The organism is Sphingomonas sp. GW821-FHT03E12 (assembly GCF_059420685.1).
This window is the reverse complement of record NZ_JBWKUF010000001.1, coordinates 859,362-878,365: the sequence shown is the minus strand read 5'-3', so window position 1 is coordinate 878,365 and position 19,004 is coordinate 859,362. Positions and strand designations below refer to the sequence as shown.

Genomic DNA, 19,004 nt, shown 5'->3' with positions numbered 1-19,004 from the left:
TCGTAGGCGCTGGCGACCGAGAGACCATCGTGCTCCCGCTTACGCAATGGGAGCTGCACGATGGACCTGAACCAGTTACTTCATCGCCATCAGGTGTCTTTGATGCGAGCCGGTGTTGCGGCTTGCCCGGAAGCCAGGATCGCCCATGAAGGTCTTGCCGCAGGATATGCAGCAAGGATCGCGACGCTTCGCCATGAATTGAATGCCGGGTTCCCGCTGCAGGAAACGGGTCGTTGAGCGCTGCAACAGACCCGCTCGCCAACACCGAGGCAGGTCCGCGCCCCAAGCTGTTTCGAAGGCGGTTCGATACCCCTCGGCTTTTGCCCGAGGCCCAGGAGCGGCAGGGTCGCATATCGACCGAGGCATTTCTGGCGCTCGGCCGGGATGAAGCGCTTCGATTCCTCAACACCCCCGATGCGACGCTCGGCGGCCGGCCGCTCGAGATCGCGACAGCGAGCGCGGCCGGACTGGCGCAGATCCGTCAGGCGATCGATGTCATGGTCAAACGGGAACGTTGACGGACAGCGCGCCTGCCCGGCTCTTCATTGAGCCTAGCGCACCGCAATCGCTCGTTGACGTCTATTTTGCGATCCGGCGCGGCGCGTCCGTCTTCGACCGCGGCTGGCATCCAGGGTGCGACCTTGCGGGCACGCTTTCCGCGGAGCAATTGCGTTGCCGGGTCATCGGCAATGCCCTGCGCGAACTCGACCGCTTCCTCAACTTGCTGATCGACGAGACTCAGGCCGTATGTGGCCGTCCACCAGCCCCCGGAATCCGCAACACGGCGAACAAGCTTACGAGCTTTCGGCAGCATGAGCCGGCCGCGACGCGGGACCACGCACGCCTGCTGGCGCTCGGCCGGTCGCGCGCCTGTCTCCTTTACACCTCGGGCCATGTCGCGCGCGGCGATCGATCGGGCGCAAACCAGCTCACCATCGGTTGGTGGCAAGAGGGTGCGCGGGCGCTGCGTCAGGTCGCTATCGGCGATCGCCTTCGCCTCAGCGACGGAGAGGTCGCCGAGGCGGGGGCCTATTATGTCGGGATCGCCGATTCATTGATCGAGCACATCGGAGCGCGGCACCGATAGCCTGCCCGCATCGCGAATGAGGCGTTGAGCGGCAATCTCTATGTCTATGGAGAGAATGGTGCCCGGGGACGGAGTCGAACCGCCGACACTGCGATTTTCAGTCGCATGCTCTACCAACTGAGCTACCCGGGCACACGGGTCCGGGCAACGCCGGAAGGCGCGCTCTTAGTCGGCGCTTTCGCCCCTGTCCAGCCCGCTTTGTGCACCATCGACATCGTCAGGGTCGATCGCCGCGCCGGGCAGGCGATATCCCTCGCCCAGCCATTGCAGCAGGTCGCGATCCTTGCAGCCGCGGCTGCAGAAGGGCTTGCATGCCGGGTCAGATGTTTTGCCGCAGATCGGGCAATCGTCGCGTTTCACTTTTGCTCCAAAAATTCGGTGCGCCCGCCAGTACGGCGGTGCAGTTCTGCGACCCATTCGGGCTCGCGTTCCAGCCGCCGCAGCAGCGCCGGATGCAGCATATGGGTATGCGGGGCGGGCGGGGGAAGGCGTTCCAGCCGCCGCAGCTCGGCGCGCAGTGCAGCGCCTGCGGGATCCGCGGCGATCAGCTCGGGCAGCGACATCCGCTGCCGCCTCCGCACGACCTGGAGGAAGCCGAAGCCGTTCATCGCCGTCCGCTCGAACGGCTGCGGGAGCGCGGCGTCGATCGCCTCGGCCACCGCGTTGCGCTCATTCTTGTTGGCGAGCGTCGGAAAGTCGATGCCGACCGATCCGGTGATCTCCATCCGCTCCATCGCCTGTGCGATCGCGTGCGCCGCGCTGATCGACAGGGCGCCCAGCGGTGCCGCGCCATCGACGTCGAACAGGGTCATCGCGGGGGTCACCGCCATGCGCAGCGCGCCGCCGGCAAAGGCGATCTCGCCCGTGGCCGCTTCCTCGAGCAGCTCGGACCAGCCCGCATCCTCGAGCAGGTCGGGCTCGTGCGCGCGCAGCTGGCGCACGGGCAGGTCAGTCGCCTTGATCCGGGTGAGCAGATCGGGACCGGGCATCGGCGGCGCATCGGCGGGCACCGCCTTGGGCAGCTTGGCACGCCCGGCCTCGGCGATCGCCTCGCGCACGATTCGCGCGGTGCAGGTCGCGCCTTGCGTGATGCCGGGCGGAAGCGGGTCGCAGAGCGCCTCTTCCCCGGTATCGAGCTGGATCTTGCCGGTGACCCGGTCGATCAGGCGCGCGCGGGCGACGGTGCCGGCCAGGACGCCGCCGGGCAGCTCGATCGCCGCTTTCCAGATCACGCCGCGCGCGACCAATGCCGCGCGATTCTCGCCGATCCCGGCTTCGTAGAGCCACTCAGCCAAGGGGGTAACCCGCCGCCTCGAGCAATGCGCGCGTCTCGAACACCGGAAGGCCGACCACACCCGAATGACTGCCCGCCAGAAAGCGCACGAACGCTTCGGCACGGCCCTGGATGGCATAGCCGCCCGCCTTGCCCATGCCCTCGCCGCTCGCGACATAGGCGCCGATCTCGGCGTCGGTCAGCCGCTTGAACGTCACGATCGTGTCGCTGAGGCGAATCCGCGCCTTGCCGCTGGTGTCGATCAGGCAGACGGCAGAAAGGCAATGGTGCCGCCGCCCGGACAGCAATCCCAGCATGCGGCGCAGATCGGCCTCATCCTCGGGCTTGCCCAGGATGCGGCGCCCCACCGCGATGCTGGTGTCGCCCGCGAGCACGATCTCGTCCCCCGCACGCGGCACCGCCAGCGCCTTGCCGAGCGCGATGCGCTGGACATAGGCGCGCGGCAGCTCGTCCTTGAGCGGCGCTTCGTCGATATCTGGGGCAGCGATGGAATCGGGCGTGACGCCGATCCGCGCGAGCAGGTCGCGGCGGCGCGGCGAAGTCGAAGCGAGCACGAGCCGCATGGGCGTTCCTATCGTGGATCCCCGCCTATGCGGGGAGGGCCATCACTTGAAGCGATAGGTGATGCGGCCCTTGGTCAGGTCATAGGGCGTCAGTTCGACGAGCACTTCGTCGCCCACCAGAACACGGATGCGGTTCTTGCGCATCTTGCCGGCGGTGTGGCCGAGAATCTCGTGATCATTCTCGAGCCGGACGCGGAACATGGCGTTGGGGAGAAGCTCCACAACACGGCCGCGCATTTCAAGCAGTTCTTCCTTGGCCAAACAAACCTCTAGCGATGGAGCGGGAAAAAGACGCGGTGCCTTACTCTTCCCTGACGCAAAAGGAAAGCGGGACAGTTTGAAGCACACGGAAGGCAACAATGACTTTCCCGCTGTTCGCTTGATGCGGGGCGCATTCGGGGCCACATGGGCCTCATGCTTATCGAGACCGAAGCCACGCCCAACCCGGCGACCCTGAAGTTCCTGCCCGGCCGTACCGTGATGGACGCCGGCACCCGCGATTTCGCGACTCCGGAGGAGGCGGAAGCCTCGCCGCTGGCCGAAGCTTTGTTCAACCTCGGTGACGTCACCGGCGTGTTCTTCGGCCGCGACTTCATCTCGGTGACCGCGGCGCCCGGCGTCGACTGGGCCGGCCTCAAGCCCGATGTGCTCGGCATCCTGCTCGATCATTTCAGCGCGAACATGCCGCTGTTCCGTCAGGGCACCGCCGCCGGCTTCTCGGTTCCCGCCGAAGAGAGCTTCGCCGACGATCCCGCGGACGCCGACATCGTCGCCCAGATCAAGGAGCTGATCGAGACCCGCGTGCGCCCCGCGGTCGCCAATGACGGCGGCGACATCGTCTATCGCGGCTTCGACAAGGGGAAGGTCTATCTCCAGATGCAGGGCGCCTGCTCCGGCTGCCCCTCCTCCACCGCGACGCTCAAGAACGGGATCGAACAATTGCTCAAATATTACGTCCCCGAAGTCACCGAAGTGCGCGCCGTCTGATGGGAGCGCCGCTGAACGAGGCAGGCCTCGACACGATCTTCCGCACCGCGCGCACCTATAACGGCTATCTGCCCGGCGACGTGACCGAAGCGGACATCCGCGCCATCTATGAATTGCTCAAGATGGGGCCGACCTCGGCCAATATGCAGCCTGCGCGCTTCGTCTGGTGCCTGTCGCAGGAGTCGAAGGACAAGCTCGCCGATTGCGCGAGCGCGACGAACGCACCCAAGATCCGCACCGCACCCGCCGCCGTCGTGATCGGGATGGACTATGACTATCACGAGCAGCTGCCCTGGCTGTTCCCGCATACCGACGCGAAAAGCTGGTTCCCCGATGCCGAGGCGCGCAAGGCGCATGCCCTGCGCAATTCCTCGCTCCAGGGCGCCTATTTCCTGATCGCCGCGCGTGCACTGGGCTGGGATACCGGGCCGATGTCGGGATTCGACGCCGCGGCAGTCGACGCCGCCTTCTTCGCCGACCAGCCTTCGGTCCGCGTCAACTTCATCGCGACGCTCGGCAAGGGGGACCCCGCGAGCATCTTCGGCCGCAGCCCGCGGCCCGAATTCGGGCAGTTCAACCAGATTGCCTGACGCGCCGCTCACCCTCGTCATCGAAACCGCCACTGCCGCCTGCTCCGTCGCGCTGATCCGCGGCGGAGTGCTCATCGCCGAGCGCCATGAGGAGGTCGGCCGCGGCCATGCCGAGCGGCTGATCCCGATGATCGCGCAACTGCCCGATGGTGGCCGCGCGGACCGAATCCTTGTCGATTGCGGGCCGGGCAGCTTCACCGGCATCCGGGTCGGGATCGCCGCGGCGCGGGGGCTTGCCCTTGGCTGGGGCGTACCGGTCGCAGGCTTCTCCTCACTTCCGCTGGTTGCCGCCGCCGCGTTCGCCGCCGACCCGCAACTGTCCGCGCTTGCCGCCGTCCTCGAAGGGGGACATGGTGAGGTCTTCATGCAGCGCTTTACCCGCCCGCTGACCGAAACGGGTCCGTTCGCCTCGCTCAAGCCCGAGGCGGCGCTGGCTGCACTCGGCGCCGCCGCCGCGGCAGGCAACGGCGTCCGCCACCTCGCCGCGCTCGACCCCGCCCTCGACCTGCGCGAAGCCCTGCCCCGCGCGGCCGACGCCACGCTGCTCGACCCTGGCTTCACCGCCCTTGCCCCGCGCCCGATCTATGGCCGCGCGCCGGACGCCAAACCCCTGCCTACGCAACCTCTGCCCGCCAAGCCACTGGCGACATGAGCACGGCGCCGCAGATCGTCGAGATTGTCCACGGCACGCCGGCCGATATCGCAACGCTCAACGCGATCATGGCCGACGCCTTCGATCCACGCTTCGGCGAGGCGTGGACGCCCAGCCAGTGTCTGGGGATGATCGCACTCCCCGGCGTCTGGTTCAGCATCGCCTGGAGCGGCAACCGGCCGGTCGGCTTCGCGCTTGCCCGCACGGTCGCGGACGAAGCGGAGCTGTTGCTGCTCGCCATCCGGCCGGCAGCCCGCCGCAGCGGTATCGGCACAGCATTGCTGCGCTCGATCGCCGCCGACGCGCACGAACGCGGTGCCGATGTGCTGCATCTTGAGGTGCGCGCGAACAATGAAGCCGTTCGACTCTATCGAAACGAAGGCTTCAAGAAGATCGGCGAGCGGCGCGATTACTATCGTGGCAACGACGGCAAACTATTCGACGCACACACCTTTTCAAAACAGATCGGCTGAAATCGACGAACAGCATTGCAACTGGTCTTGCAATCGCCCGCTTCCCGATCAATAGCGCCGCTACGCGGCGTGTAATCTTGCGGCCGCGGCACCCGTACGAAAGGATCGCCATGGACGCCCAGAACGACATGCAGGAAACGCTGGTCACGCTGACCGCGGATATCGTCGCGGCGCATGTCAGCAACAACAGTGTCGCAGTCTCGGACCTTCCGCTGCTGATCGCGAATGTTCACGGTGCACTCGCCGGTCTTGGCACCAAGGCGCCCGAACCTGAAGCGAAGAAGCAGGAGCCGGCGGTTTCGATCCGTTCGTCGATCAAGCCCGACTATATCGTCTGCCTTGAGGACGGTAAGAAGCTCAAGATGCTCAAGCGCCACCTGATGACACACTATCAGATGACGCCGGAACAGTATCGCGCCAAGTGGAACCTCCCCGCCGACTATCCGATGGTCGCACCCAATTATGCGGAACAGCGCCGCAGCCTCGCCAAGAAGATCGGTCTCGGCACCAAGCGCCGCAAGCGCTGAGATTTCTTGATTTAGGCGGTACCGGCCCGTTCCCCCACCCGGCCACCCAGCGGTAGCATGATATGGGAGTGCGAGGCCGGTCATGCCCCCGGCATGACCTGAACAGCGCGGGGCGCTGCTCACCTCACACTGGGTGGGGGAGCGGGCCGGTGCCGCCACTCAAACAGAAAACGCCGGTCTGGGCCTGTGCCCGGGCCGGCGTTGTTCGTTCTTGGTCCCTTTTTTCTCAGGCCGATTGTCGCTACATCACCGCCATGGCCCGCAAGATCGATCTCGAAGCCCTTTGTCACGAAAAGGGTCTCCGCATCACCGAGCAACGCAAGGTGATCGCTCGCGTCCTTTCCGAAGCGGAGGACCATCCCGATGTCGAGAAGGTCTATGCCCGCGCGTCAGCGATCGATCCCGGCATCTCGATTGCGACGGTCTATCGTACCGTCCGCCTGTTCGAGGAAGCCGGCATCCTCGACCGCCACGATTTCGGCGACGGCCGCGCGCGCTACGAGCCGGCTCCCGAAGCGCATCACGATCACCTGATCGATGTCGAGACCGGCAAGGTGATCGAGTTCGTCGATCCCGAGCTTGAACTGCTCCAGAAGCAGATCGCCGAACGCCTCGGCTTCCGGCTGGTCGACCATCGCATGGAACTCTACGGCGTCGCGCTCGACCGCAAGGCGTAGGCCTGTTGGCCAAAGCCTCGACAGAAGGCACCGTAAGCCTGTTGGCCGACGCCTTGACGGGCACCGCTGAGCTGGACGCTGTTGCCGACCCGCGCAGGCTCGACGCCGCGAAGGGCATTCCCACGCAACTCAGTCCATCGGAAGCCTTCCGCTTCTGGCGCCGCGTCGGCCTGTTGTTGCTGGCCGTGATCACCCATGTGCCGATGCACTATCTGTGGCGGCTGCTGCGCCTGCCCTCCCCCTGGCCGCGCTGGTTCCTGCGCCGCGCCGGACGGATCGCGGGCGCGCGTGCCGAGGTGATCGGCACGCCGCTGCGCCGCGACGTCTTCTACATCTCGAACCATTTGTCGTGGATCGACATCCTTGCGCTCGGCGGCGCGAGCGGCACCGCCTTCGTCGCCAAGGCCGAAATCGGCGCGACCCCGGTGGTCGGCTGGCTCGCCGGACTCAACCGCACCGTCTATGTGAAGCGCGAGAACCGCATGGGTGTCGCCGAACAGATCAACGAGTTGCGGGACGCGCTCGCCGAAAACTGGGCGATCACCGTCTTTCCCGAAGGCACGACCACCGACGGCAAGTCGCTGCTCCCCTTCAAGACGCCGATGCTGCGCGTGCTCGAACCGCCGCCGCCCGGGGTGATGGTCCAGCCGGTGCTGCTCGATTATGGCGCGGTGGGCGAGGAGATCGGCTGGGTCGGCGACGAGGGCGGGATCAACAATGCCCGCCGCGTGCTCGCGCGCAGACACAGTTTCCCGCTGCGCATCAGCTTTCTGGAGCCGTTCGATCCGCGCGATTTCCCGGGCCGCAAGGCGATCGCCGCCGAAAGCCGCCGCCGGATCGAGGAAGCCCTGGTCGCAGCGCTTGGCGGTCCGCTGCGCCCCTTCGCCTGGTCTGTCGCGCCGGTCAGCTACACACCGCCGGCGGGGGAGCGGGCTGGTACAGCCTGAGCGAAGCCGGGAAAACCCTAGCGCTGCTTCCCGGGCAGCGGTTGCACCACAGGCTCCAGCGGCGCGAAGGCGACGCCGCCGTCGCTCACCACGTCGCGCGTCTCGACCACCGGAATGATGACGTCGTTGCTCGCGGTGACCTGATCGAACGCGCCGGTCTGGAAGATCGCCGGATCGGTGCTCAGGAAAGGCAGCGGATCGGGCGCCTTTGCCACCTGTTCGGCCACCACCAGCCGGGGCACGCCGCGGCGCACGCGCGGATCCTCGATCTCGTAATTCACCACCGACACCTGACCGCCCAGTTCGGTGATCTCGAACAGCCGCCGCGCAAATTCGCGCGGAAACCGGATGCAGCCATGCGAGGCGGGATAGCCGGGCAGCACCCCGGCGTGCAGCGCGATGCCGGTCCAGGTCAGCCGCTGCATGAACGGCATCGGCGCGTTGCTGTAGAGGTTGGAGCGGTGGAATTCGCGCTTCTGCAGAATGGTGAACTCGCCCGCCGGGGTCGATTTGCCGCGCTTGCCGGTCGAAACCGTGGAGGCCGCGATCAGCACCCCGTCACGATAGACATAGGCGATCTGGCCCGGCAGGCTGATGAGGATCGAGACCGCGGCCGGTCCGCCGATTTTCTGGAATGCGGCTTCTTCCAGCCACGCCCATTGGCCGTTGCGCAGCAGCAGCTCCTCGTCGCCCGAAGCGCGAATCTGCTGGGCGGCAGCGGGAGTCGCAAGGGCGAGCGCGATGCCCATTCCGCCTGCCAGAATCACCCGCAACCCTGCCCGCACCGCGCCTCAACTCCGCCTCGACTCGCCGATGGTTAACGGCGACTTGTCCAAACGGGTGCCATGCAAACCGCCAGTTTCAAAGCTGAATCCCTTTCCGGTCGGGTCCCGTTCCGGACCGTGCCCGAACGACAAACCGGGCCGCAGACGGGGTGAACCGGTGTCTTTGCGGGAACTTGTTCAGGCGAATCGGAGGATTCATTTGCTATATTCTGTCCCAGAGCGAGTTTTAGTCGGGGCGCAGGCAGCGCATGAATGAACTGATCGACGCGGTGGCTTCGCGCCGCGCTTTTCTCAAGTCGGCGGCTGCGGTCGCGGGTACCGGGTTGCTTGCAGGGTGCGCCGCGCGCACCGTCACCACGGCCGCCGTTCCGGCGCCCGCCGCGCCCATCCCGGTTCCGGCCCCGCCGGTCGCCACGCCGATCGTTCAGCCGGCGCAGATCACCACCGCCCCGCGGGGTATCCGTCCCGAATTGTTCGAGCGTGCCATGGCCGCGCTCCAGCGCCACGGCAGCCGCATTCGCCAGCAGGACCGGATCGCGATCGCCGATTTCTCGCTGCCTTCCTCGCGGCTGCGCTTCCACTTCGTCGATCTGCACAATGGCGCGACGCGGTCGATGCTCGTCTCGCACGGCATCGGATCGGATCCCGAGCATACCGGGATGCTTCAGCGCTTCTCGAACGAGGTGAATTCGGAAGCGACCTGCGAGGGCGCGTTCCTCGCCTCCAACTATTATGTCGGCAAGCACCAGCTTTCGCAGCGGCTGATCGGCCTCGACGCCACCAACAACAACGCACTCGATCGTGCGATCGTGATCCATGCGGCCTGGTATTCGAACGCCGACATGATCGCCAAGCACGGCAAGCTCGGCCGCAGCCAGGGCTGTTTCGCGGTCGGCGAGAACGAGCTGGACAAGGTCTTCACGCTGCTCGGCGAAGGCCGGATGATCTACGCCGAGAAGACCGCCTAGCCTTCAGTAGCGTGTTTGCCCGGTAGCGTTTAAAGCCGGGGTCATGGCGAAGCATCCTTTCTATTCGATCCATTCGCACGGGCTGGTGCGCGTCGGCGCCTGCACGCCGCATGCGAGCGCGGGCGATATCGCCGCCAACACCGCCTCGCATATCGCGCTGGCCAAACAGGGCGATGCAACGGGCGCGGATCTGCTGGTCTTCACCGAACTCGGCATCACCGGCTACGCGCTCGATGACCTGCATCTGCAGGATGCGGTGCTGCGCGCGACCCGCGAAGGCCTCGCCGACCTCACTGCCGCGAGCGCGAAGCTCAAGCCCGCGCTTGTCGTCGGCGCCGCGCTCGAACGCAACAACCGCCTCTATAATTGCGCGGTGGTGATCGCGCGCGGCCGGGTGCTGGGCGTCGTCCCCAAGACCTTCCTGCCCAATTACCGCGAATATTATGAGAAGCGCTGGTTCGCCTCGGGCCTGGGCCTGTCGGGCGAGATCGAGCTGGCGGGCCAGACCGCGCCCTTCGGTCCCGACCTGATCTTCGCCGCGGACGACCTGCCCGATTTCGTCTTCCATGCCGAGATTTGCGAGGATTTCTGGGCGCCGATCCCGCCCTCGACCTATGGCGCGCTCGCGGGCGCGACGATCCTCTGCAACCTCTCCGCCTCCAACGTCACGATCGGCAAGGCGCGCCAGCGCGCGATGCTGTGCGCGGCGCAGTCCGAGCGCGCGATCGCGGCCTATATCTTCTCCGCCTCCGGGCCGGGGGAAAGCACCACCGATCTCGCCTGGGACGGGCAGAGCCTGATCCATGAACTGGGCCAGCAGCTCGCCGCATCGGGCCGGTTCGATGTCGAGGAGGAGATGATCCTCGCCGATATCGACGTCGCCCGGATCCGGCAGGAACGGATGCGGGTCGGCACCTTCAACGACAGCGCCGCCGCGACCGGGCATCCGGAGAGCGAATTCCGCCGCATCGGCTTCGCACACAAGGGCGGGCTCGACGATATCGGGCTGCAGCGGAAGGTGCGCCGCTATCCCTTCGTTCCGAACACGCCCGAAAAGCTCGACGAGGATTGCTACGAGGCCTTCAACATCCAGGTCGAGGGGCTGCGCAAGCGCATCGAATCGACCGGCTCGCAACGCCTCGTCATCGGCATCTCGGGCGGGCTCGATTCGACCCATGCGCTGATCGTCGCTGCCAAGGCGATGGACCGGATCGGCCTGCCGCGCGCCAACATCCTCGGCTTCACCATGCCCGGCTTCGCGACCGGCGAGGGGACCAAGAGCAACGCCTGGGCGCTGATGAAGGCGCTCGGCATCACCGGGGAAGAGATCGACATCCGCCCCGCCGCCAACCAGCTGCTCACCGACATGGGCCATCCTTATGCGGACGGGGAACCGGTCTACGACATCACGTTCGAGAATGTTCAGGCGGGGCTGCGCACCGACTATCTCTTCCGCCTCGCCAACCAGCGCGGCGCGTTCGTGGTGGGCACCGGCGACCTCTCCGAACTCGCGCTCGGCTGGTGCACCTATGGCGTCGGCGACCACATGTCGCATTATGCGGTCAACGCGGGCGTGCCCAAGACGCTGATCCAGTTCCTGATCCGCTGGTGCGTCGCCACCGACCAGTTCGATCGCGAGACCGACAAGGTGCTCGAAGCGATCCTCGCGCAGGAAATCTCGCCCGAACTCGTTCCCGCCGGCACCGACGGCGCGCTGCAGAGCACCGAGGAGAAGATCGGGCCCTATGCGCTCAACGACTTCTTCCTTCACTACACCATCCGCCAGGGCGCCCCGCCGTCCAAGATCGCCTTTCTCGCCTGGCATGCGTGGAAGGACGCCGCGGCCGGCGAATGGCCCGCCGGCATCCCGGCCGGCGCACGCGCGCAATATGATCTCGCGACGATCCGCGCCTGGCTCGAGAAGTTCCTGTTCCGCTTCTTCGTGACCAGCCAGTTCAAGCGCAGCGCGATCCCCAACGGTCCCAAGGTCTCGCCCGCCGGCGCGCTCTCGCCCCGCGGCGACTGGCGTGCGCCGTCGGACGGCAGCGCCAAACCCTGGCTCGACGAGCTGGACGCCAACGTCCCTGGGTGACGGGGGCGGACATGGCGGAGGCGGCACAACCCGGCTAGAACCGCTTGCGATGGCGCGGATCGCGAAATTTCTGCTTCCGGGGCTGGCGCTGGGGCTGATCGCTTTGCTGGTCTGGTGTTTCGCCGAAGCGCGCGCCGACCCGGTCGTTCGACGCACCGATATCTCGCTACGCGATTGGCCGGCCGGGGCAGCACCGGTTCGTGTGATATTATTGAGCGATATGCATGCCGGCACGCTCGCGACCGGGCCAGAGCGGATTGCGCGCATCGTCGGCCAGATCAACGCATTGCAGCCCGACCTCGTGCTGATCGCGGGCGATTTCACCCCCGGCCACGATCCAATCGACGTCGCGACGGTGACCACGGCACTTGCTCCGCTCAAGGCACTCCGCGCGCGGCTGGGCGTGCTCGCGGTGCCGGGCAATCACGATCACTGGACCGGGCTGAGCGCCGTGCGCAGTGCGCTTGAAGCGGCCGGCGTGACCCTGCTCGCCAATCAGGCGATCGTCCGTGGCCCGCTGGCGATCGGCGGCGTCGATGACGATTATTCGCAGCATGCGCGCGCAGCTGCGACCGTCGCGGCGGTGCGCCGGCTAGCGGGCGCGCGGCTGATCCTCACCCATTCGCCCGACATCGCCCCACAATTGCCGCCGGATTTCACACTGCTCCTCGCCGGACACACGCATTGCGGGCAAGCGGTGATCCCGTTCTACGGATCGCTCGATCCGGTCTCACGCTATCAGGACCGCTATCGCTGCGGTATCATCCGCGAAGGCCCGCGCACGGTGATTGTCACCGGCGGCGTGGGCGGCAGCCTGCCGCTCCGGTTCAATGCGCCGCCTGATCTGTGGCTGTTGACGCTAGGCCCTCTCGCGCCCGCCGTGCCGCCGCGCTAGGCTCTGCGCCGCCCCATGGGCCGGCCGCGATTCGCGCGCGCCGTTGGGAGGGATTTTCCGCATGAAGACTGCCCTGTTCGCCGCGCTTGCGGCCGTTACGTTCGCGCCCGCCGCCATCGCCCAGGACGCCGGTTCGGCACCCGCCGCTCCCGCGACCGCCGCTGCTGCCGCCAAGTTCAATCTCGACACGCCGATTCAGGACATCGTCGCCGATGCCAAGGCCAAGGCGGTGCTCGACGCCGATCTCCCGGGCCTGTCCACCCATGAGTCCTACGAGATGTTCAAGGGCATGAGCCTCAAGCAGCTTTCGAGCTATGCCGCGGACAAGCTCACGCCCGAAATACTCGCCAAGACCGAGAAGAACCTCGCCGCGATCAAGTAATGCCGGATGCCCGGGCGAACCCCGCCCGGGCCAATGGCTGGCGCGCTAATCGCGCGGCCCGAAATTGAGAAAGCGCGTGACGCGATAGTCGAGCACGCCGACCACCAGATACACCGCCGCCTGCTTGATCCGCGTCCACAGGCCCGTGCGTTCGCGGTGCAGTTCGGGCGTGATCTCCAGCGAGCGTGCCACTTCGGCATCGACATAGGAGCGGACATGCGCGGCAAAGGCGCGGTCCTCGATCCGCAGCATCACTTCCAGGTTCAGGAACAGGCTGCGCATGTCGAAATTGGCCGACCCGATCTGCACCGCATCGTCGATCACGAACAATTTGGTGTGCAGCTTGGTCGGCAGATATTCGAACACCCGGACCCCGCGCCGCAACAACCCGCGATAGGTGAAACGCGCCGCATAGAGTGTCAGATAATTGTCGGTGATCGACGGTACGACCACACGCGCCTGCCCGCCGCGCCGCGCGGCCCGCCCCAGCCGCAGCAGCATTGCCGGGCTCGGGAAGAAATAGGCGGCAAGGATATCGATCCGCCGCGCATGTTTGAGGTCGCGCCGCACCGCGCGCGCCCAGGGTGACAGCCTGCGCGTCGGCCCGCCGAGCAGCCAGCGCAATTTGCCCTCGGGCTCGCTCCATTCGGCGAGCGCCCGGCGCAGCACGCGCAGCGGCGCGCGCGGCCGCTTCGCCCAGCGCCACAGCGCATCGAAATAGCCGGCCAGTTGCGCCGCCTCCGGCCCCTCAACCAGCAGCCCCAGGTCGCGCCAGCCGTCGCTGCCCGGCCCTTCGAAATAATCGTCCTGGATGTTGAACCCGCCGATCACGATCCGCGCGTCCGCCGTCTCGGCATCCGCCAACGCGACCTTCTGGTGGTTGCGCAGCAGATAGCGGCGGCCCAGGCGTGGCACGAAGAAGCAGACATGGCCGCCCGCCGCGCGCAATGGCGCGAAGAAGTCCTTGTCATAGGCGGGGTCGCTGCCGAGGCCATCGACGATCAGCTTCACTTCGACCCCGCGCGCGACTGCGGCCACCAGCGCATCGCGCACGCGTTCGCCGACGCCGTCGTCGGTGTAGATATAATAGAGCAGCCGCAGCGACCGGCGCGCGCGCGCGATCAGGTCGAGCAATGTGTCGAGCCGGCGCGGACCCGTGTCGAGCAGGGTCAGCCGGTTGCCGTCGATCGCGAAGACCGGCTGTGGCGGCGGTTCGGCAGGCAGACCGGCAGGAACTGGGGGTTGGATCGGTTCGGCCTGCTCCATCGCGTCAGGGATTGCACCAAGCGCGCCGGCATCGCCAGCCCCGCCCTCCCGATTTTCTTGACTCTGGCGGGGCGCATCCCTAATTGGCCCCCTTTCCTGTATCTCTGCCCGAAGGAAGCGTTTCATGGCGCGCGTCACAGTCGAGGATTGCGTCGACAAGGTCTCGAACCGGTTCGATCTGGTGTTGCTTGCCGCACAGCGTGCGCGTCAGATCTCGGGCGGCGCCGAACTGACGCTCGAGCGCGATCGCGACAAGAACCCGGTCGTCGCCCTGCGCGAGATCGCCGAAGAGACCGTCCGTCCGGACAATCTCGAAGAGTCGCTGGTCGGCAGCCTGCAGCGCGTTCAGATCGACGACGAGGAAGCGCCGGACGAAGTCGGCTCGCTCGCCGCATCGGCCGAGGCGCTGCGCCTCACCGCCGCTGCGCCGCCGCGCAACCAGAATCTGGGCGCCGACTACGACGGCTGATCCGCTTCGGATCAATCAGCGAAATCCGGACGCCGGTATCCTCAAGGGATACCGGCGTTTTTCGTATTTTCCGGAGTCATTGCAGCCACTTGATCCTTTCCTCTCCGAATCGGACAATTAACCATCCGACTCGGGGGGAAGCCGTTGCCGGGAATCGAAGGGATCATTCCGGCGATCGGCGCCGTCGCGCACGAGGCCGTGCTGTTCGCCGCGATCGGATTCCTGATCGGCGGGATCGACGATCTCGCGGTCGATTGGGTCTTTTTCTGCACGCGGCTCCGCACCTGGTTGCGGCGGGATCCGCAACGCGCGCCGCTGCGCAATGGCGGCTGCATGGCGGTATTCGTTCCGGCCTGGGATGAAGCGGCGGTGATCGGCCCGATGCTGCGGACCGCGCTCGGCCGGTACGATTACACCGACTATCGCATCTATGTCGGTGTCTATCCCAACGATCCCGGGACCATTGCCGCGGTGAGTGCAGTCGCTGCCGTCGACACGCGCATCCGCATGGTGGTCAATCCCCGCCCGGGCGGGACGACCAAGGCCGATTGCCTCAACGCCCTGTGGCGTGCGCTGCTGCGCGACGAGACTGCGGAAGGACCTGTCCGGGCGGTCGTTCTTCACGACGCCGAGGATGTCGTGCATCCCGACGAACTTGGCGTGATGGCGGCCTGGCTGAGCGATCATCAGGCGGTACAGATTCCCGTGCTTCCGCTCCCGGATCCGCGCTCGCCGCTGATTGCCGGCCATTATCTCGACGAGTTCGCAGAGGCCCATGGCAAGACGCTCCCGGTCCGCGCGGCGCTGGGTGCGGCCATGCCCTTCGCCGGGGTCGGCTGCGCCATCGACCGCGCGCTGCTCGGGCGCATCGCCACAGCGCGGGACGGCGCGCCGTTCGACGAATCGAGCCTGACCGAGGATTATGAGCTCGGTCTTACCGTCGCGGCGATGGGCGGGCGGACCCGGCTGGTGCGCAGCCGCGACTGCAACGGCGCGCCGATCGCGGTCCGCGCCTATTTCCCCGCCTCGCTCGGCGCCGCGGTCCGGCAAAAGGCAAGGTGGATGACGGGAATCGCCCTTGCCGGATGGGACCGGACCGGCTGGGCGCAGGGCGGCTCGATCGGCGAGCACTGGATGCGGATGCGCGATCGCCGCGCGACGCTGGCGATCCCCGTTCTCGCCATCGCCTATCTGGCGCTCGTCGCCTGGGGGATCTCGCTCGGCGTTCATCTGGCAACCGGCGTCCCTCCGCCAGCCCCCGACCGCACGTTGCAGGCACTGCTTGCCGCCAACTTTGCGCTGCTCGGCTGGCGCATCGCAATGCGGATGCTCTTCACCGCCCGCGCATTCGGTCCGGTCGAAGCCCTGCTCTCGATCCCGCGACTGTTCGTCGCCAACCTTGTCGCGCTCCTTGCGGCACGACGGGCCATGGCGATCTACCTGCCCACGCTGCGCGGCAAACCGCCGGTCTGGGACAAGACCGCCCACCACTTCCCCGGCGAAGGCGATGTGGCATGAACGGACGCGGGCGGCCGCTGCGCTTCGTTGCGCTGGTCGCTTTTGGCTGGGCGAGTGCGCGCACGGTCATGCTCTGGCCCGAAGGGGCAAGCTTGCCCCGGGCGATCGAGGCGGCGTTCCCGCTCCGCGCTGCCCAGGCCGCCTCCGCGCCACAGGCCGGTACTGTGACGGCCTCCGCCAGGTCCCGACACGCGGTCATGGCATTGACGGTCGCGCCTCCGCCCATCGCACCCGGTCCGATGGCCGAACGCGGCGATCCTGCGCGCGTGAATCTCGCCATGCTCGGCCTCGTCGCCTTCGGCCGTGAGGAGGTGCTGGGCGTGCCGCCCGGTGTCCTGCCGCCGCGCGCACCGCCGGCGCCGCTCCCTTATGCCGCCCAGCCGTCGCGATGGTCGGCAAGCACCTGGTTCGTTACCCGGCGCGGCGCCACGACCGGCGGGCCGCTGTTGGGTGGCGATCAGGCAGGACTGCGCGTCGCCTATCATCCGGGCAGCGGCCGGATCGCGCTCTTCGCGCGGCTGACGGCGCCGCTCGCCGGCCGGGGCAGCGAGGCGGCTGCCGGAATCGAATGGCAGCCGACCGCCGCGCCGGTCCGCGTGATCGCCGAATATCGCGCGGGCCTCGACGGCGCGCCGGGCGGCCCGGCGCTGGGGGTTGTCGCAGGGGTCTATGCCGTCCCGCTGCCGCTCGATTTCAGCCTTGAGGCCTATGGTCAGGCCGGTGCCATCGCACGCGGCAAGGTCGACCCCTTCGCCGACGGCGCGTTGCGCGTCACGCGCCAGATCGCCGCCACCGGCCGGACCCGGCTCGACGTCGGTGCGGGCGCGTGGGGCGCGGCGCAACGCGGCGCTGAGCGGCTCGATATCGGGCCGACCGCGGTCGCCAGCCTGCCCGTCGGCGAGCGCGCGGTACGCATCGCGATCGACTGGCGCGAGCGGGTGGCCGGGGACGCGCGACCCGGCTCCGGCCCTGCGCTCAGTCTCGGTGCCGATTTCTAGAAAACTTTCGTTCGCATCCGCCTTCCGCACGCCCCGTTCAGGGGCTAGGCATGGCGTGCCCATGGATCTCTACCTCCCCATCGCCAATCTTTCGGTCAACGCGGTCGTGATCGTGATGCTGGGGCTGGGCGTCGGACTGCTGTCGGGGATGTTCGGGGTGGGCGGCGGGTTTCTCACCACGCCGCTGCTGATCGTCTATGGTATTCCGCCCACCGTCGCCGCCGCCTCTTCGGCGAGCCAGGTAACCGGCGCGAGCGTTTCGGGCGTGTTCGCGCATCTGCGCCGTCAGGGCGTCGATCTCCATATGGGGGCGGTCCTGATCGCAGGCGGGATTCTCGGCTCGGGTGCAGGCGCGCTGCTGTTCCGGCTGCTCCAGGCGAGCGGGCAGATCGATACCGTGATCGCGATCCTCTACGTCCTGATGCTCGGCTCGATCGGCTGGCTGATGCTCTCCGAATCGCTCGGCGCGATCCGTGCGCAGCGTACGGGCGTAGCGCCGCAAGCGCGGCGGCGGCGGCATCACCCGATGGTCGCGGCATTGCCGCTGCGCTGGCGCTTCTACCGCTCGGGCCTCTACATCTCCCCGCTCGCGCCGCTGCTGCTCGGCTTCGCGACCGGCATCCTGACGATGCTGCTCGGCGTCGGCGGCGGGTTCATCCTGATTCCCGCGATGCTCTACCTGCTCGGCATGCCGGCACAGGTCGTGGTCGGCACCTCGCTGTTCCAGATCCTGTTCGTCAGCGCCGCCGCGACGATGGTCCATTCGGTGACGACCAAGGCGGTGGACATCGTCCTCGCCGTGCTGCTGCTGCTCGGCTCCGTGGTCGGCGCACAGCTCGGCGCGCGCTTCGCCGCCAAGGCCAAGCCCGAATATCTCCGCCTCGTCCTCGCCGTGATGGTGCTGCTGGTGGCGCTGCGCATGGTGCTCGGCCTCGCCTGGCGTCCCGACGAGATCTTCACGGTGACGCCAGGATGAGAAGGCTCGCGCTTGCTATCGCGCTCGCCGCACCGCTGTTGATGGGCCAGGCCAAGCCCGTCCTCGTGCCGGACGTGTCCCAGCGCGAGATCGAGATCGCCTATTCGTTCACCGGCGCAGACCTGCTGCTGTTCGGCGCGATCGTCCATGCGGGCGGCAGCGCGCCACAACCGGGTGAGCCGCCCGCCGATATCGTCGTCGTCGTCAAGGGGCCGACTGAATCGGTGCTGGTGCGCGAGAAGCAGAAGATCGCGGGCATCTGGGTCAATGCCGACCGCACACGCTATCGCTCGGCGCCATCCTTCTACGCGGTCGCCTCGTCACGCCCGATCCGCGACATCGTCGACGCCCGCACCCGCGCCATCTACGAGCTCGGTCTCGACAGCCTCCAGCTTTCCCCCGCCTCGGGCGCGGTGCCGGCGGTTCAGGCACGGTTCGACGCCGGGCTGGTCGACCTCAAGAAGCGCACCGGCCTCTATTACGAGGCGCCCGGCAGCGTCGAGATTTCGGACGGCGTGCTCTATCGGGGCCGCGTCAATATTCCCGCGCGCGTGCCCGTCGGACGCTTCACCGCCGAAACCTTCCTGATCCGCGACGGGCGCGTCCTCGCCGCGGCCGTGCGCGACATCGATATCCGCAAATCGGGGTTCGAACGCTGGATCGCCCATGCGGCGGAGCGTTCTTCGGTCCTCTACGGGCTTGCGGCGGTTTTCCTCTCGGTGTTCTTCGGCTGGGCAGCAGGCGCGATCTGGCGCCGATTCTAGACGCTTTGCGAACCTATTCTTTACTTTGAATACTCCATATCGGTTCGGTTGAACCGGGGGAGCTTGCCTTGACGACCGACGATCTGGGCGGACA

General features: G+C 67.2%; 25 protein-coding genes and 1 tRNA gene. 19 read left to right on the top strand and 7 right to left on the bottom strand.

Translation table 11 applies throughout. From position 1 onward, the window contains the following. The first annotated feature begins 60 nt into the window (after positions 1 to 60). From AC07TU_RS04365 to AC07TU_RS04355, 3 genes are read left to right on the top strand one after another with little or no spacing between them, the layout of a single operon-like run. The gene (locus AC07TU_RS04365; protein ID WP_495186672.1) at positions 61 to 237 is read left to right on the top strand and encodes a hypothetical protein; all 177 of its coding nucleotides are present in this window, start codon (positions 61 to 63) and stop codon (positions 235 to 237) included. After that, positions 234 to 518, top strand: a complete 285-nt coding sequence (locus AC07TU_RS04360; protein ID WP_495186671.1) for a hypothetical protein — start codon at positions 234 to 236, stop codon at positions 516 to 518. Before AC07TU_RS04365 ends, AC07TU_RS04360 begins: the two co-directional genes overlap by 4 nt. Then, on the top strand, positions 515 to 1,087 hold the full coding sequence (locus AC07TU_RS04355) for a hypothetical protein (RefSeq protein ID WP_495186670.1): 573 nt from the start codon (positions 515 to 517) through the stop codon (positions 1,085 to 1,087). The genes AC07TU_RS04360 and AC07TU_RS04355 overlap by 4 nt, the downstream gene beginning before the upstream one ends. A 56-nt stretch (positions 1,088 to 1,143) precedes the next feature. Here the strand turns inward: AC07TU_RS04355 and AC07TU_RS04350 are convergent. From AC07TU_RS04350 to infA, 5 genes are all read right to left on the bottom strand, one after another. Beyond that, positions 1,144 to 1,219 (bottom strand) — tRNA-Phe (locus AC07TU_RS04350). 33 nt (positions 1,220 to 1,252) lie between these two features. Further along, a complete protein-coding gene (locus tag AC07TU_RS04345; protein WP_495186669.1) occupies positions 1,253 to 1,447 on the bottom strand; it encodes a DNA gyrase inhibitor YacG in 195 nt (64 codons plus the stop codon). Beyond that, complete coding sequence (locus AC07TU_RS04340; protein WP_495186668.1) at positions 1,444 to 2,382, bottom strand: ribonuclease; 939 nt, start codon at positions 2,380 to 2,382, stop codon at positions 1,444 to 1,446. Before AC07TU_RS04340 ends, AC07TU_RS04345 begins: the two co-directional genes overlap by 4 nt. Beyond that, positions 2,375 to 2,944, bottom strand: a complete 570-nt coding sequence (locus AC07TU_RS04335; RefSeq protein WP_495186667.1) for a Maf family protein — start codon at positions 2,942 to 2,944, stop codon at positions 2,375 to 2,377. The genes AC07TU_RS04340 and AC07TU_RS04335 overlap by 8 nt, the downstream gene beginning before the upstream one ends. Positions 2,945 to 2,986: 42 nt before the next feature. Beyond that, the gene (gene infA / locus AC07TU_RS04330) at positions 2,987 to 3,205 is read right to left on the bottom strand and encodes a translation initiation factor IF-1 (RefSeq protein ID WP_066578926.1); all 219 of its coding nucleotides are present in this window, start codon (positions 3,203 to 3,205) and stop codon (positions 2,987 to 2,989) included. Positions 3,206 to 3,358: 153 nt separating this feature from the next. Between infA and AC07TU_RS04325 the strand changes: the two genes are divergently transcribed. From AC07TU_RS04325 to AC07TU_RS04295, 7 genes are all read left to right on the top strand, one after another. After that, positions 3,359 to 3,931 carry a NifU family protein gene (locus AC07TU_RS04325; protein WP_495186891.1) on the top strand — a complete coding sequence of 191 codons (573 nt, stop codon included), beginning with the start codon at positions 3,359 to 3,361 and terminating at the stop codon, positions 3,929 to 3,931. Beyond that, positions 3,931 to 4,521, top strand: coding sequence for a malonic semialdehyde reductase (locus AC07TU_RS04320; protein WP_495186666.1), 591 nt, complete (start codon positions 3,931 to 3,933; stop codon positions 4,519 to 4,521). The genes AC07TU_RS04325 and AC07TU_RS04320 overlap by 1 nt, the downstream gene beginning before the upstream one ends. Then, positions 4,514 to 5,173 (top strand): tRNA (adenosine(37)-N6)-threonylcarbamoyltransferase complex dimerization subunit type 1 TsaB, encoded by a 660-nt coding sequence (gene tsaB / locus AC07TU_RS04315; protein ID WP_495186665.1) that lies wholly within the window; start codon positions 4,514 to 4,516, stop codon positions 5,171 to 5,173. Before AC07TU_RS04320 ends, tsaB begins: the two co-directional genes overlap by 8 nt. Then, a complete protein-coding gene (gene rimI / locus AC07TU_RS04310) occupies positions 5,170 to 5,646 on the top strand; it encodes a ribosomal protein S18-alanine N-acetyltransferase (protein WP_495186664.1) in 477 nt (158 codons plus the stop codon). The genes tsaB and rimI overlap by 4 nt, the downstream gene beginning before the upstream one ends. 110 nt (positions 5,647 to 5,756) lie before the next feature. Next, positions 5,757 to 6,173 (top strand): Ros/MucR family transcriptional regulator, encoded by a 417-nt coding sequence (locus tag AC07TU_RS04305; protein WP_066578940.1) that lies wholly within the window; start codon positions 5,757 to 5,759, stop codon positions 6,171 to 6,173. Positions 6,174 to 6,427: 254 nt separating this feature from the next. Beyond that, on the top strand, positions 6,428 to 6,850 hold the full coding sequence (locus tag AC07TU_RS04300) for a Fur family transcriptional regulator (protein WP_066578943.1): 423 nt from the start codon (positions 6,428 to 6,430) through the stop codon (positions 6,848 to 6,850). Positions 6,851 to 6,891: 41 nt separating this feature from the next. Beyond that, positions 6,892 to 7,797, top strand: a complete 906-nt coding sequence (locus tag AC07TU_RS04295) for a lysophospholipid acyltransferase family protein (protein WP_495186663.1) — start codon at positions 6,892 to 6,894, stop codon at positions 7,795 to 7,797. A 17-nt stretch (positions 7,798 to 7,814) separates the two neighbouring features. Here the strand turns inward: AC07TU_RS04295 and AC07TU_RS04290 are convergent, their stop codons facing one another. Beyond that, positions 7,815 to 8,582 (bottom strand): L,D-transpeptidase family protein, encoded by a 768-nt coding sequence (locus tag AC07TU_RS04290; protein WP_495186662.1) that lies wholly within the window; start codon positions 8,580 to 8,582, stop codon positions 7,815 to 7,817. Positions 8,583 to 8,830: 248 nt separating this feature from the next. On the opposite strand from AC07TU_RS04290, the gene AC07TU_RS04285 reads away from it, so the two are divergent. The 4 genes from AC07TU_RS04285 (at position 8,831) to AC07TU_RS04270 (ending at position 12,919) form a co-directional block, all read left to right on the top strand. Next, positions 8,831 to 9,550 (top strand): murein L,D-transpeptidase catalytic domain-containing protein, encoded by a 720-nt coding sequence (locus AC07TU_RS04285; RefSeq protein ID WP_495186661.1) that lies wholly within the window; start codon positions 8,831 to 8,833, stop codon positions 9,548 to 9,550. Between the two features lie 43 nt (positions 9,551 to 9,593). Next, on the top strand, positions 9,594 to 11,642 hold the full coding sequence (locus AC07TU_RS04280) for an NAD(+) synthase (protein WP_495186660.1): 2,049 nt from the start codon (positions 9,594 to 9,596) through the stop codon (positions 11,640 to 11,642). 49 nt (positions 11,643 to 11,691) lie between these two features. Further along, positions 11,692 to 12,537: a metallophosphoesterase gene (locus tag AC07TU_RS04275; protein WP_495186659.1), complete on the top strand. Its 846-nt coding sequence runs from the start codon at positions 11,692 to 11,694 to the stop codon at positions 12,535 to 12,537. Positions 12,538 to 12,598: 61 nt separating this feature from the next. After that, a complete protein-coding gene (locus AC07TU_RS04270; RefSeq protein ID WP_495186658.1) occupies positions 12,599 to 12,919 on the top strand; it encodes a hypothetical protein in 321 nt (106 codons plus the stop codon). 45 nt (positions 12,920 to 12,964) lie between these two features. Here AC07TU_RS04270 and AC07TU_RS04265 read toward each other — a convergent pair whose 3' ends face one another. Then, positions 12,965 to 14,185, bottom strand: a complete 1,221-nt coding sequence (locus tag AC07TU_RS04265) for a phospholipase D-like domain-containing protein (RefSeq protein WP_495186657.1) — start codon at positions 14,183 to 14,185, stop codon at positions 12,965 to 12,967. Positions 14,186 to 14,309: 124 nt separating this feature from the next. Between AC07TU_RS04265 and rpoZ the strand changes: the two genes are divergently transcribed. The 5 genes from rpoZ (at position 14,310) to AC07TU_RS04240 (ending at position 18,910) form a co-directional block, all read left to right on the top strand. After that, the gene (rpoZ, locus tag AC07TU_RS04260) at positions 14,310 to 14,654 is read left to right on the top strand and encodes a DNA-directed RNA polymerase subunit omega (RefSeq protein ID WP_066578961.1); all 345 of its coding nucleotides are present in this window, start codon (positions 14,310 to 14,312) and stop codon (positions 14,652 to 14,654) included. A 144-nt stretch (positions 14,655 to 14,798) separates the two neighbouring features. Next, complete coding sequence (locus AC07TU_RS04255) at positions 14,799 to 16,172, top strand: glycosyl transferase family protein (protein ID WP_495186656.1); 1,374 nt, start codon at positions 14,799 to 14,801, stop codon at positions 16,170 to 16,172. Then, on the top strand, positions 16,169 to 17,170 hold the full coding sequence (locus AC07TU_RS04250) for a hypothetical protein (protein WP_495186655.1): 1,002 nt from the start codon (positions 16,169 to 16,171) through the stop codon (positions 17,168 to 17,170). Before AC07TU_RS04255 ends, AC07TU_RS04250 begins: the two co-directional genes overlap by 4 nt. A 61-nt stretch (positions 17,171 to 17,231) precedes the next feature. Further along, positions 17,232 to 18,146: a sulfite exporter TauE/SafE family protein gene (locus tag AC07TU_RS04245; RefSeq protein WP_495186654.1), complete on the top strand. Its 915-nt coding sequence runs from the start codon at positions 17,232 to 17,234 to the stop codon at positions 18,144 to 18,146. Further along, positions 18,143 to 18,910, top strand: a complete 768-nt coding sequence (locus AC07TU_RS04240) for a TIGR02186 family protein (RefSeq protein ID WP_495186653.1) — start codon at positions 18,143 to 18,145, stop codon at positions 18,908 to 18,910. The genes AC07TU_RS04245 and AC07TU_RS04240 overlap by 4 nt, the downstream gene beginning before the upstream one ends. The last annotated feature ends 94 nt before the right edge of the window (positions 18,911 to 19,004 follow it).